This window comes from Arsenicicoccus sp. oral taxon 190 (assembly GCF_001189535.1).
Classification (GTDB): Bacteria; Actinomycetota; Actinomycetes; order Actinomycetales; family Dermatophilaceae; genus Arsenicicoccus.
In genome coordinates this window covers 2310273-2323288 of record NZ_CP012070.1, presented here as the reverse complement: position 1 = coordinate 2323288, position 13016 = coordinate 2310273, and the positions used below count along the sequence as shown (strand labels likewise).

Sequence of the window (13016 nt, the reverse complement as noted above, 5' to 3'; positions counted from 1 at the left end):
CGACAGAGCGAGAGAGGGTTCACCATGAGCCAATGGCCGCTGGGCAACGGATCTCCCTTCGACGACATCTTCGAACGCTTCTTCGGCACCAGCGGGGCGTCCCGTGCGCCGGTGCAACGGGTCGACGTCTCGCGGCTGCTGACCGACGACGCGCGCGACCTGCTGACGGCTGCGGTGTCCGAGGCCGCGGAGCGGGGCAACGAGGAGGTGACTCCCGAGCACGTCGTCCTGGCGGCCGCGACCACCGATCCGGGGCGCGACGTCCTGACCCAGGTGGGGCTGTCCCCGGACACCGTCGCGGCGACGGTCTCGGGGTGGCTCGACGGTCTCCCGACGCCGGGTGACGGCACGCCCCGCCTGGGCCCCCGCCTGCGGCTGGCGATCCAGATGGCACAGACCCACCAGGCACGCAACGGTGCTGGTTACATCAGTCCCGAGGCTCTGCTGATCGGGATCGCCGCCAACCCGGAGAACCCGTCTGCCAAGCTGTTGACCCACCAGCCGGTCTCGCCGACCCGCTCGTCCCGGCCCGCCGGCGGCGGCAGGTCCGCACGAGGCAACGGGCCTGCCGGCTCGGCGCGTCCAGGTCAGCAGGAGGAGTCGAGCACGCCGACGCTCGACGAGTTCGGCGAGGACCTCACGCAGGAGGCGCGTGAAGGCCGCCTCGACCCGGTCGTCGGCCGGGCGGACGAGATCGCCGAGACCGTCGAGATCCTGTCGCGGCGGCGCAAGAACAACCCGGTCCTCATCGGCGACCCCGGTGTCGGCAAGACGGCCATCGTCGAGGGCATCGCCCAGCGGGTCGTCAACGGAGACGTCGCCTCGTCGCTGAAGGACGCGCGCGTCATCGCCCTGGATATGGGGTCCCTCGTCGCCGGTTCGAAGTACCGCGGCGAGTTCGAGGAACGCCTCAAGAAGGTGCTCGACGAGGTGGAGGAGACCGGGGAGAACGTCATCCTCTTCATCGACGAGCTCCACACCATCGTCGGAGCCGGCTCCGGTGGGGAGGGATCGATGGACGCCGGCAACCTGCTCAAGCCGGCCCTGTCCCGGGGCGACGTCCACGTCATCGGGGCGACGACCATCGACGAGTACCGCAAGTACATCGAGAAGGACGCCGCGCTCGAACGCCGGTTCCAGCCGGTCATGATCGAAGAGCCGAGCATCGACGACACGATCGAGATCCTGCGAGGCCTCATCGACGTCTACGAGGCCCACCACGGCGTCACCTACACCGACGAGGCTCTCGTCGCCGCTGCTCAGCTCTCGGACCGCTACATCACCGACCGCTTCATGCCTGACAAGGCGATCGACCTCGTGGACCAGGCCGGCGCTCGGGTGCGACTCGCGGCCAAGACCCCCGACCCGGGCACGAAGGCGCTCGAGGAGCAGGTGGAGGCGCTGACCCGCGAGATCGACGCCGCTGTCGCGTCCGAGGACTTCGAGCGGGCCAAGAACGTCAAGGGCGAGCGGGAGGAGGCGCAGGCCCGCCTGGACGACCAGGAGGCCGCCACCACCCCTGTCGTCGATGTCGAGGCCATCGCCGAGGTGGTCTCACGCCGGACGGGCATCCCCGTGTCCGACCTCACGACGGAGGAGAAGGCGCGCCTGCTCAAGCTCGAGGACGTCCTCCACGCGCGGGTCATCGGGCAGGAGCAGGCGGTCACCGCCGTGGCCGAGGCCGTGCGCCGAGGTCGCGCGGGCCTGTCCGACCCGGACCGGCCCCTGGGATCGTTCCTCTTCCTGGGTCCGACCGGGGTGGGCAAGACCGAGCTGGCCAAGGCCCTGGCGGCGGCCGTCTTCGGCGACGAGGACAGGATGATCCGCCTGGACATGTCGGAGTTCCAGGAGAAGCACACCGTCTCGCGGCTCGTCGGCGCACCTCCCGGCTACGTCGGCTATGACGAGGGCGGTCAGCTCACCGACAAGGTGCGTCGTCAGCCCTACTCGGTCGTCCTCTTCGACGAGGTCGAGAAGGCTCACCCCGACGTGTTCAACACGCTGCTCCAGCTCCTCGACGACGGCCGCCTCACCGACGCCCAGGGACGCACCGTGGACTTCACCCACACCGTCGTCATCATGACGAGCAACCTCGGTGCGCACCTCATCCTCGACCACTCCGGCGACGTGTCGGAGATCGAGCCGCAGCTGATGGAGGCGCTGCGCACGCACTTCCGTCCCGAGTTCCTGAACCGGATCGACGAGACGGTCGTCTTCCACCGGCTCACGCAGGCGGAGCTGCGCCAGATCGTCGACCTCATCCTGCGCAAGACCCAGCGGCTGCTCGCGGCCCAGGACGTCGACCTCGAGGTGACCGACGCGGCCAAGGACTGGCTCGTCGAGGAGGGCTTCGACCCCAAGATGGGAGCCCGGCCGCTGCGCCGGTCGGTCCAGCGCGAGCTCGACAACCGCCTGTCCTCGCTGCTGCTCGCCGGGACCGCGGGAGCCGGCGACACCGTTGTCGTCGACGTGTCGGACGACGACCTCGACCTGACCGTGCGGCGGACGACGACCGACTGATCGATCCCTCAGGCGCCGGGTCGGGCGTTGACGCTCGGCCCGGCCCAGCGAGGTCGTGGTGCCCCGCGCGACATCGCCCCGGCCGGGTCCGCGGCTGAGCTGTCAGGCGCTCCAGGCGATCCGGTCCACGAGCATCGACAGCGGCTCGGGCAGCTCGCCCCGGGTCAGCTCACCCGCCAGCACGCCGGCGACCTGCTCCTTGCGCCCCGACGCCACCCCGCAGAACCGGTGCAGCTGCTCGGCCAGCGGTCGGTCCGCCCACGCCGGCTGGATCTGCAGCGCCTGGAGCTTGCCGCCCAGACCGGCGCCCTCGATCGCAGCGACCGCCCGCTCCGTGCCCAGCGCCCGGATCAGCTCCTCCTCCAGGTCGGCCTCGCACACGAAGAAGCCGTAGGCCGGCAGGTCGCTCGCATCGCTCACCGGGCAGCTGTTGGCGCCGAGCGCCCGCTCGACGAACCTCGCCTCGGCCGCGTCGCACATCCCCACCACGTCGGCGTCCGGCTGGAGCTGTCGGATCTCGGGGAGCACCCGCCCGACGTTGGTCACTCCCTGCAGGTTGCGCAGCTCGACGTGGTCGCCGCCGATGTCGTTGCGGCGCATGATCGCTCGCACTGCAGCGACGTCGCTGACGCCTTCGAGCAGGACGATCAGGGATGGCGTGGCACTCATGCGGGCTACCCTAGACGCACCCCCGAGGGATCAGCCCGTATGCCGCCGCGCCCGCCTCCCACGGCGCCGACTGACCGCAGTCATGCCCCGCGAGACCCGGTGTCCGCCCACCGCAGCACCCGCAGCGCCCGCAGGGTGATCCAGCGGCTCGGTTGCCCCTCACCCTCCATCACCAGGTGCACGAGCCCGGGGTGTGTGTGGTCGAGCGTCCAAAAACCGTCCGTGCGCTGCTTCGAGCGGACGAGCGCCACCGCCTCCGCCAGGCGCGGGTCGGGAGCGGCTCCCCGCGCGCGGAAGTAGTCGAGCGCCCACAGCACGTCGTAGTGCCACTGCGTGGGGAACGAGAACTGCAGGAAGGACGGGTCGGCCACCTCCCCCGTCGACAACCGCCGACACAGGTGCCGATCCAGCAGGTACTCCTCGCCACGCCGCAGCGCCTCGGTCACGTCGAGCGCGCTGCCCCCGCGGTGGTACTCCGCCAGCCCGTCCAGGACGCAGATCGTCGAGTGGTATGACGACCGCACCGACCCCCGCTCGGCCTCGCAGTTCCAGCCACCGTCCTGCAGCTGCTCGGTCAGCAGCCGCTCCACCACGCCGTCGACCGGCACACCGAAGTAGGCCCCCAGCGCCACCGTGCCGCCGTTGATGCACGGCTCGACCTCACCGTCGAAGAACGCGAGGTCGTCATACTCCCAGCGCGTGTGCTCCCGGACAGCGGCGACGGCCGCACGGACCGTCGGATCGGCCGGGTCGATCCCGCAGTCGCGCAGCAGCCGCAGGGTGGGCAGGGTCGCGACCCACGGTTGCCCGTCCGGGTCCCCGAGCACCGGGCGGGGGGCCTGCCAGCCCGGTCCGGGGAAGCAGGCGCCCCCTGCCCAGGTCCCGTCACGCTGCAGGTCGAGGAGCTGTCGCCCCCAGCCGGTCGTCGCAACGCGGGAGCGCTCGGCGGCCACCTCCTCGGCTTGAGCGTCGGTCAGGTCGCGCAGGACCTGCCAGCGGATCGCGGGGTCGGAGTCGAGCAGCCAGTCCAGGACATCAGTCATGTCCCGCACGTTAGGAGGGATTGCGGACGTCGTCCTTCCGGTTGTCGGTGGCGGGTGGCCGGCCCCGGCGAGGCAGCGGCCCCGCGTCCTTCGGCATACGGCCTGATCGCTTGAGCGCGTCCCGCAGGACCATCTCGACCTGCGCGTTGACGCTGCGCAGGTCGTCCGCCGCCCACCGGGCGAGCGCGTCGTGGACGGCGGGGTCGAGCCGCAGCAGCACCTGCTTGCGCTCGCCCCCGCCGCGACGCTCCCGAGGAGGGGTCACTGGTAGAGCGATCCCGTGTTGACGATGGGGGTGGCCTTGGACTCGCCGCAGAGCACGACGAGCAGGTTGGAGACCATGGCGGCCTTGCGCTCGTCGTCCAGCTCGACGATGTCCTGCTCCTCCAGCTTGGCGAGGGCCATGTCGACCATGCCGACCGCACCCTCGACGATGCGGGCGCGGGCGGCGACGATGGCCGACGCCTGCTGGCGCTGCAGCATCGCCTGGGCGATCTCCGGGGCGTAGGCCAGGTGGGAGATGCGCACCTCGACGACCTCGACGCCGGCGACGACGACGCGTTCGGCGACCTCGCGGGCCAGCTCCCCCGAGACGACGTCGGTGGAGCCCCGCAGCGACTCCACCTCGGGCCGATCGGTGTCGTAGGGGTGGGAGATCGCGACGTGCCGCAGCGCCGACTCGGACTGGGCCCGGACGAAGCTCTCGTAGTGCTCCACCGAGAAGCTCGCGCGCGCCGTGTCGGCGACCTGCCAGACGACGATCGCAGCGATCTCGACGGGGTTGCCGTCGGCGTCGTTGACCTTGAGCACGTTGGTCTCGAAGTTGTTGACGCGCACCGAGACTCCGCGCTTGGAGGTGAACGGCATGACCATCGTCAGACCGGTGCGGCGGGCGGTGCCGACGTAGCGCCCGAAGAACTGGATCACCTTGGTCTGACCCGGCTGGATGATGACGACGGCGCTGGCGACGATCGCGGCGAGCAGGATGACGACCGCTCCCCCGACGAAGCGCCCGACGGGCGCGGCCCCCGTCTCGTTGGCCACGATGGCGCCGCTCACGATCAGCCACACCCCGCCCACGAAGAGCAGCAGGGACAGTGCCAGTGCCAGGAAGCCGTCGACGGCGAACGCTGGCCGCTCGTTGACGTCGACGCGCGTGCCCTGGTGGCCGACCGGTCGGGCCGACGGTGGCGCGGTCTGCGGGTCGATGGTCTCGTCGTGGATCTGCTGGGTGCTCATGCCGTTCCCCCTGAAGCGTCGTCGAGTGACATCTAAGTGATATCACTTTTCTGACGCCGCGCAACCCCGGCCGGTTCCCTTTCGATCCCTGGTCGTATGACGAGAAGCCCGCCCTGATCCCGACTCGCCCCTATCGCCGCGCTCAGCGATCGAGAGGCGCCCCATGAAAGTCTGCAGGCATGACGAGCGTGAGCCTCGGCCGGTGGGAGCCCCTGTCGCCCCAGGACGCAGCCCAGTGGATGGCACCGGCAGACTGCTTCTGGGCCATCGCCGGCGGGTGGGCCCTCGACCTCCATCTGGGCGAGCAGACGCGCGAGCACGCCGACCTCGACATCCTGGTGCTGCGACGCGACCAGTGGGTCGTCCAGGTCAAGTCCGCTGGGGTGGTGTATGAGGTTGATCCCTCGGTTGGGCGTGTCGGTCAGGCCGTGAGGGCCTGAAGTTCGAGGTCGGTGCTCACCTCCTCGGCGTGCTGGGTGTCGACGGCTTGGGCGCGGGCGAGGACGTCGAGTCCGAGGTAGCGGCGGCCTTCGGCCCACTCGTCGTGTTGCTCGGCCAGGACGGCGCCGACGAGCCGGATGATGGATGCGCGGTCGGGGAAGATCCCGACCACGTCGGTGCGTCGGCGGATCTCGCGGTTGAGCCGTTCGTTGGGGTTGTTCGACCAGATCTGACGCCAGACCTCCTTTGGGAACGGCGTGAACGCGAGGATGTCGGCACGAGCGTCCTGGAGATGTTCGGCGACGGCGGGAAGCTTCTCGGCCAGGGCGTCGACGACACGGTCGAACTGGGCGTGGACGGCGTCGGTGTCGGGCTGGTCGTAGATCGAGTGCAGCAACGCCTTGACCCATGGCCAGGACGACTTTGGGGTCGCGGACATCAGGTTCGCTGCGTAGTGGGTGCGGCAGCGCTGCCAGGCAGCGCCCGGGATGGTCGCGGCGATCGCGTTCACGAGCCCGGCGTGCGCGTCGGACGTGACGAGCTTGACGCCGGCCAGGCCGCGGGCTGTGAGGTCGCGGAAGAACGCGAGCCAGCCGGCGCCGTCCTCGCTGGTGGTGACCTGCACGCCGAGGATCTCGCGGTGCCCATCAGCGTTCACGCCGGTGGCTACCAGCACGTGCACCGGCACCACCCGCCCACCTTCGCGGACCTTGAGCACGAGCGCGTCGGCGGCGACGAAGGTGAACGGCCCGGCCTCTTCGAGCCGACGGGTGCGGAACTGCTCGACCTGCTCGTCGAGCTCCTTGGCCATCACCGAGACCTGGGACTTCGACAACCCGGTGATGCCGAGGGTCGCCACCAGCTTGTCCATCCGCCGGGTCGAGACCCCGAGCAGGTAGCAGGTCGCCACCACACTGGTCAGTGCTCGTTCGGCACGCTTCCTGCGTTCGAGCAGCCACTCCGGATACAGGCTTCCCTGGCGGAGCTTGGGCACTGCGACGTCGAGAGTCCCGACCCGGGTGTCGAGGTCGCGGTGGCGGTAGCCGTTGCGGGAGTTGACCCGCTCCGGGCTCCGCTCGTTGTAGCCGGCGCCGCACACCGCGTCGGCCTGGGCGGAGAGCAGTGCGTTGACGAACGTGGTGAGCAGCTCCCGCATCAGATCAGGGCTCGCCTGGGACAGCTGCTCGTCGAGGAAGCGGGCAGGGTCGATACTGGGTACAGCGGTCATCGTTGTGGTTCCTTCTTCGAGTCGGTTTTCGCAGATCACTCGAAGGATCCACCCGGTGGCCGCGCCTACGTTGGAGGCACGCGCTCACTCAGGTCCGTCGTACACCACTCTGCTGGACTTCACTGTCGTCCACCGGCAGTTTCCCGGCTGGGACGTGCAGGCGGCCGATCCACCGGGGTCGCTGCGCTCGTGGAAGCCCGACGAGACCCTCCCGCGGTCCGTCCACGACATCTGGTGCCGTCCTTCGCCGGGCGACCCGTGGAAGGTCCAGTTCATGATCGACGAGGCGTGCGGCCAGGATTGGGTATCCCGTCGCGACTCCCATGTGCGGCTGCCCTTAGCCGGGCTGCGGCGCACCTCGAACACGGGTATCCCCTACGTGACCCCTGAGGTCCAGCTCTTCTACAAGGCCCGGTCGCCTCGCCCGAAGGACGAGCAGGACTTCGTCGCAACCCTTCCCCACCTCGATCCTGAGCAGCGCACCTGGCTGCGTCGGGCCATCCTGCGCAGCGCGCCGGACCACGAATGGCTCGGGCACCTGTGATCCCGGCCCCGCACCACCCCTGGCTCAGGCTCAGCAATCGCGCGAGTGCTCCGAGGCGCGGCGCACCTGCTCGTCGCTGGGGCGCACACCCGTGTAGAGCACGAACTGCTCGGCCGCCTGCAGCGCGATCACCTCGGCGCCCGTGATGACCTCCTTGTCGAGCTCGCGTCCCAGCTCCACCAGGGGCGTCTCGGCAGGAAAGGCCACGACGTCGAAGACCACCTCGGCCGCCTCCACGACCGCCGAGGGCGCCGCGAGCGCCGTCGCCGCCGGGCCCCCCGCCATGCCGACGGGGGTCGCGTTGAGGACCAGGCCAGGGCGCAGGTCGACCAGCGCCGGGGCCCAGCGGTGGCCGTACTTCTCGGCGAGAGCCGGGCCGGTCTGCTCGTTGCGGGCCACGACGTAGCCCTCGGTGAACCCCGCATCGGTGAGGGCGGCGACGGCGGCCTTGGCCATACCGCCCGCACCGAGGACCGCGAAGGTGAGGTCCGGGGAGACGCCATGGGAGTCGAGCAGGGAGCGGATCGCCAGATAGTCGGTGTTGTAGGCGATCAGCCGACCACCATCGTTGACGATCGTGTTGACCGACTCGATCGTGGCGGCCGACGGGGTCATCTCGTCGACGAGGGGGATCACGTCCTCCTTCCACGGCATCGAGATGGCGCAGCCGCGGATCCCCAGCGCCCGAACCCCGCCGATCGCCGCGGTGATGTCCGAGGTCGTAAACGCCTTGTAGACATAGTCCAGGCCCAGCTCGCGGTAGAGGTAGTTGTGAAATCGCGTGCCGATGTTGGACGGTCGCGCGGACAAGGACATGCACAGCTGGGTGTCCTTGCTGATCTGCTCGATCACGAGGCGGCTCCTGCCTGGTCGATGAGCCAGGCGAGCTCGAATGCCGCCTGGCGCCAGGCGTGGTAGCGCCCGCTGACGCCGCCGTGCCCGGCCACCATCTCAGTCTTGAGCAGGATCGGGCGCGCCGCGAGGTCGTTGGTCGCGAGCTCCCGCAACCGCGCCACCCACTTCGCGGGCTCCACGTAGTAGACGCGGGTGTCGTTGAGCGAGGTCGTCGCGAGGATCGCCGGGTAGTCCCGGGCCGCGACGTTGTCGTAGGGGCTGTAGCCGCGCATGTAGGCGTAGACCTGCGGGTCGGCGAGCGGGTTGCCCCACTCCTCCCACTCCCCGACCGTCAACGGCAGGCTCGGGTCCAGGATCGTGGTCAGCGCGTCGACGAAGGGCACCTGCGCGTGGATCGCGCGGAACCGCTCGGGCGCCAGGTTGGCGACCGCGCCCATGAGCAACCCGCCGGCCGAGCCGCCCTCGGCGACAAGGCGATCCGGCGCCACCCAGCCGGTCTCGACGAGGTGCTCCGCGCACGCCACGAAGTCCGTGAAGGTGTTGCGCTTGTGCTGCATCCGGCCCTGGAGGTACCACTGCCGCCCCATCTCGCCGCCACCGCGGACGTGCGCCAGCGCCCACACGAAGCCCCGGTCCAGCAGCGACAGCCGCGCCACCGAGAACCACGGGTCCATGCTCGCCTCGTAGGAGCCGTAGCCGTAGACCAGACCCGGGGCCGTCCCGTCGGCGACGACATCCTTGCGGTGCACCACCGAGATCGGGATCCGGGTGCCGTCGGGCGCCGTGGCCCACTCCCGGCGCTGCACGTAGTCGCCGAGGTCCACCCCGCCGAGCACCGGCGTCTGCCGCAGCAGCGTCCGCTCCCCCGTGACGAGGTCGACGTCGTAGACGCTGCGCGGGGTCACCAGGGAGGTGAAGCCGATCCGCAGCACCTGCGAGGCGTAGTCCGGGTTGTCGCCGACGCTGACGGTGCCCAGCTCCTCGGCCATCTCGATCGGGCGCAGCGTCCCGAAGCCCCGGCCATCCGGGCCGACGGCCTCGCCCGTGCGGTCCATCACGGCGAGCGCGGTCAGCCCGTCGCGACGCAGCGACACCACGGCGTGCCGCTCGAAGGCCTCGACGCCGACGATGCGCTCTCCGGGGGCGGCGGCATACAGGCTCTGCCAGTCGTCGGCCGAGGTGCTGTCGAGGGGCGCCTGGGCCAGCTCGAAGTCCTCGTGGGTCGCGTTGTGGGTGATCAGGAGGCGGTCGCCGGCAGGCTCGGCGTCGTACTCGACGCCCTCGCGCCGCGGCGCGACGCACCGGGGGGCGCCGCAGGGGTCGTCGGCCGGCAGCAGCCAGGTCTCGGAGGTGTCCTTGGACCCGGCGGCGATGAGGATCCAGGCGTCGTCGCGGCTGGACCCGACGCCCACCCAGAAGCGCTCGTCGGTCTCCTCGTGGACGAGCACGTCCTGCTCCGCGGGTGTGCCGATCTCGTGCCGCCACACCTGGAACTGTCGCCACGCGTCGTCGTTGCGGGCGTAGAAGATGTGGCGCCCGTCGCGGGAGAAGGCCAGCCCGTAACCGACCTGCCGGACCGTGTCGTCGATGACCTCGCCGACCGGGCCGGTACGCGTCGGGTCGTCGCCGACGTGGGTGACCACCAGGTCGTAGAGCTCGTCGCCGGTGGTGTCCACGGCGTAGGCGTAGCGGGTGCCGTCGTGGCTGACGTCGCTGGACCCGACGCTGAAGAACTCCGCGTCCTGCGCGAGCGCCTCGGCGTCGAGCAGGACCTGCTCCCCGGCGGGCGGGGCGCCGTCGGCGAGCGCGGGCGGCTGCTCGCCGGGACGCACCGGCACCCGGCACTCGCGGCCGTACTGCTCCCCGGCGGTGATGCGCGAGTAGTACCACCAACCCTGGTAGGCCGAGGGGACGGTGAGGTCGGTCTCCTGGGTGCGCGTGCGGATCTCGTCGTAGACCTGCTCGGTCAGGGGGGCGAGGTGCGCGGTCATCGCCTCGGTGTAGGCGTTCTCGGCCTCGAGGTGGGCGATCACCTCGGGAGAGGTCTTGTCGCGGAGCCACTCGTAGTGGTCCACCACACGGTCGCCGTGATGCTCGCGGATGGTCTCGACGCGGCGCGCGACCGGTGGTCGCGGTGTTGGGTTGGTCACCCGGGCACCGTAGCCGATAGGAATGGGCCATGACCGTCCCCTCGCTGACCATCCGCCCAGAGCTGCTGCACGACGTCGTGAGCACCATCGTCCGGGCCGCCGGCAGCGACGCCCGGGAGGCGGGGCTGGTCGCCGACCACCTGGTCGCCGCCAACCTGGCGGGGCACGACTCGCACGGCGTCGGCATGGTCCCGAGCTATCTGGACTCCCTGGCCGTCGGCGAGCTCCGCCCGGGCGTCGGCGCGACCGTGGTCAGGGACGCCGGAGCGGTGCTGACCATCGACGGCGGGCGCGGCTACGGCCAGGTCGTGGCCCACGAGGCGATGGAGCTCGCCATCGGCCGGGTCCGCGAGCTGGGGGTCTGCGTCACGGCGGTGCGGGGCGCCCACCACGTCGGGCGCATCGGCCACTGGGCCGAGCAGTGCGCCCGCGCCGGCCTGGTCTCGATCCACCTGGTCAGCGTCGTCGGCGAGGCGTATGTCGCCCCCTTCGGGGGGTCCGACGCCCGCTTCGGCACCAACCCCGTGTGCGTGTGCGTGCCGCGACCGGGGCAGGACCCGGTGCTCCTGGACATGGCGACGTCGACCGTGGCCCTGGGCAAGACGCGGGTGGCGCACAACTCCGGGCTCGGGCTCGAGCCGGGGCGGGTGCTGGACGCGGACGGCCGCCCGACCACCGACCCCGGCGTGATGTGGACCGAGCCACGCGGCGCGCTGACGGCGTTCGGGCTGCACAAGGGGTCCGGGCTGGCGGTGATGGCCGAGCTGTTGGCGGGGGCCGTCAGCGGCGGGCTCACGACGCACGCGGCCTCCACCACGCACGAGGCGGCCATCGTCGACAACATGCTGTCGATCGTGATGTCGCCGGACGCCTTCGAGGGCAGCACGATGGCGGAGCAGACCGACCTGTTCCTGGAGTCCGTGGCGGCGTCCCGGCCCGAGACCGACGGCCGACCGGTGCTGCTGCCCGGCCAGCCCGAGGCGGCGGCCCGCGAGGCGCGCCGCGACGGCGTCCCCGTCGATGTGACGACCTGGGCGCAGATCGTCGACGGCGCCCGATCGGTGGGCGTCCCGGCCGAGGTGATCGCGGGCTGGCCCGCTGCCTGAGGCAGAGCCGCTGCGTGACCAGGCCGCCGTGCGCTCGCCGTCAGGTCGCGGCGGCTGCGCGGGCCCAGTGGACGAGACCGTCGCCGACGAGGTCGGCGGTCGCGGCGAGGTCGTCCGGTGCCCACCAGCGTGCCTCGTCGATGGTGGCCTGCTCGACCGCGTCCTGCCCTGACAGGTCCACCTCGGTCGCGTGGACGCGGACCGCACACAGCACCTGTCGTTGGTCGAAGGTCACACCGCCCCAGGAGAACTCGAGCGGCTGCTCCCCCAGCACCGCGACGTCGGACGTCGCGGCCACCAGGCCCACCTCCTCCCGCAGCTCCCGCAGCGCCGCCCCCACCGGGTCCTCGCCCGGGTCGATCTCGCCGCCCAGGCTGAACCACACCGGGTGCTCCCGGTCGTCCGGGTCGACGCCGTGCAGCAGCAGCACCCTCCCCTGCTCGTCCACCGGCAGGACCCGGGCCGTATGCCGGGTCCGCCGCGGGGTCACCGCCTCGGGCCGGGTCACCGGCAGCGGGGCCAGGGTCTCCAGCCGGCCCGGCTCGCAGCCCGCCACCACGAGCGCGTCGCGGATGACCTCACCCTTGGCCCTGGTGTAGTCGTCGTAGTCCGGGTCGTCGGCGTGGGCGTCGGCCGCCGCCACCTTGACCGCCTCGTAGGCCTCCGCCGGTCGTCGGTGGCCCGCAGCAGGTCCCGGAAGCGCACGGTGTAGTCGTGCCACGGCGTCCCACGGCGCCGCACGTGCAGGATCGACGGGGCCGCCGGGTCGGGTCGGTAGAACAGCCGCTTGCGGTGGTCCTCGTCGTCGCAGGCGCCCTCGAACAACGCCAGGTCGCGACCGACGCCGGGCGAGTCCGGCCGCGACCCGACCGCCGGGAGGTAGCGGCAACGCCGCAGCACCTCGTCGAACGGCCCTTGCTCGGCGGGGATCTCGCAGACGCCAAGCTGCAGGTCGACGAATCCTTTGGCCAGCAGCCCCGGCACGGCCGTCGAGCCGATGTGCTCATAACCCCAACCGGCGCCACCGGGGCCACCGGGGCCCCCAACGCCAGGATCCAGACCTGCCTCGCCCAGCGCCCGAGCCAGTCGGGACAGCAGGCGGTGCGCGGTCATGCCCCAGCGTGGGTCGTGCGGGAGCAGGCGAGGCGGGGTGGGCGCCGGCCCGGTGCGGCCCGCCATACGGGACGCGACAGGGGAGATGCGCTCGGCCCACAGGCGCTC

Annotated in this window: 12 protein-coding genes and 1 pseudogene; 4 read left to right on the top strand and 9 right to left on the bottom strand. The window is 71.3% G+C overall.

The genetic code is table 11. The features are described from left to right. Positions 1-24 precede the first annotated feature (24 nt). The gene (locus ADJ73_RS10745; RefSeq protein ID WP_050348260.1) at positions 25-2520 is read left to right on the top strand and encodes an ATP-dependent Clp protease ATP-binding subunit; all 2496 of its coding nucleotides are present in this window, start codon (positions 25-27) and stop codon (positions 2518-2520) included. Positions 2521-2622: 102 nt separating this feature from the next. Here the strand turns inward: ADJ73_RS10745 and ADJ73_RS10740 are convergent, their stop codons facing one another. The 4 genes from ADJ73_RS10740 to ADJ73_RS10725 form a co-directional block, all read right to left on the bottom strand. After that, positions 2623-3189 (bottom strand): hypothetical protein, encoded by a 567-nt coding sequence (locus ADJ73_RS10740; protein ID WP_050348259.1) that lies wholly within the window; start codon positions 3187-3189, stop codon positions 2623-2625. Between the two features lie 80 nt (positions 3190-3269). Continuing rightward, positions 3270-4232 carry a hypothetical protein gene (locus ADJ73_RS10735; RefSeq protein WP_050348258.1) on the bottom strand — a complete coding sequence of 321 codons (963 nt, stop codon included), beginning with the start codon at positions 4230-4232 and terminating at the stop codon, positions 3270-3272. Positions 4233-4242: 10 nt separating this feature from the next. Further along, the gene (locus ADJ73_RS10730) at positions 4243-4497 is read right to left on the bottom strand and encodes a hypothetical protein (RefSeq protein ID WP_216593627.1); all 255 of its coding nucleotides are present in this window, start codon (positions 4495-4497) and stop codon (positions 4243-4245) included. Then, a complete protein-coding gene (locus ADJ73_RS10725; RefSeq protein ID WP_050348257.1) occupies positions 4494-5471 on the bottom strand; it encodes an SPFH domain-containing protein in 978 nt (325 codons plus the stop codon). Before ADJ73_RS10725 ends, ADJ73_RS10730 begins: the two co-directional genes overlap by 4 nt. 179 nt (positions 5472-5650) lie before the next feature. On the opposite strand from ADJ73_RS10725, the gene ADJ73_RS10720 reads away from it, so the two are divergent. Beyond that, the gene (locus ADJ73_RS10720) at positions 5651-5911 is read left to right on the top strand and encodes a nucleotidyltransferase domain-containing protein (RefSeq protein WP_050348256.1); all 261 of its coding nucleotides are present in this window, start codon (positions 5651-5653) and stop codon (positions 5909-5911) included. Here ADJ73_RS10720 and ADJ73_RS10715 read toward each other — a convergent pair. Beyond that, a complete protein-coding gene (locus ADJ73_RS10715) occupies positions 5893-7140 on the bottom strand; it encodes an IS256 family transposase (protein WP_050346957.1) in 1248 nt (415 codons plus the stop codon). The two genes, ADJ73_RS10720 and ADJ73_RS10715, sit on opposite strands and share 19 nt — an antisense overlap. A gap of 55 nt (positions 7141-7195) precedes the next feature. Between ADJ73_RS10715 and ADJ73_RS10710 the strand changes: the two genes are divergently transcribed. After that, on the top strand, positions 7196-7684 hold the full coding sequence (locus ADJ73_RS10710; protein ID WP_050348255.1) for a hypothetical protein: 489 nt from the start codon (positions 7196-7198) through the stop codon (positions 7682-7684). A 30-nt stretch (positions 7685-7714) separates the two neighbouring features. On the opposite strand, the gene ADJ73_RS10705 is transcribed toward ADJ73_RS10710, so the two are convergent. Together ADJ73_RS10705 and ADJ73_RS10700 are read right to left on the bottom strand one after the other, a co-directional pair. Continuing rightward, complete coding sequence (locus ADJ73_RS10705; protein ID WP_050349393.1) at positions 7715-8500, bottom strand: shikimate 5-dehydrogenase; 786 nt, start codon at positions 8498-8500, stop codon at positions 7715-7717. A gap of 32 nt (positions 8501-8532) precedes the next feature. Then, the gene (locus tag ADJ73_RS10700) at positions 8533-10689 is read right to left on the bottom strand and encodes a S9 family peptidase (protein ID WP_050348254.1); all 2157 of its coding nucleotides are present in this window, start codon (positions 10687-10689) and stop codon (positions 8533-8535) included. Between the two features lie 29 nt (positions 10690-10718). On the opposite strand from ADJ73_RS10700, the gene ADJ73_RS10695 reads away from it, so the two are divergent. Further along, the gene (locus tag ADJ73_RS10695) at positions 10719-11795 is read left to right on the top strand and encodes a malate/lactate/ureidoglycolate dehydrogenase (protein ID WP_050348253.1); all 1077 of its coding nucleotides are present in this window, start codon (positions 10719-10721) and stop codon (positions 11793-11795) included. 40 nt (positions 11796-11835) lie between these two features. On the opposite strand, the gene ADJ73_RS10690 is transcribed toward ADJ73_RS10695, so the two are convergent. Beyond that, positions 11836-12438, bottom strand: a complete 603-nt coding sequence (locus tag ADJ73_RS10690; protein ID WP_082176925.1) for an NUDIX hydrolase — start codon at positions 12436-12438, stop codon at positions 11836-11838. A gap of 80 nt (positions 12439-12518) precedes the next feature. Further along, positions 12519-12908 (bottom strand): annotated as a pseudogene (locus ADJ73_RS17850) (GrpB family protein); the annotation flags it as partial. Positions 12909-13016: the final 108 nt, after the last annotated feature.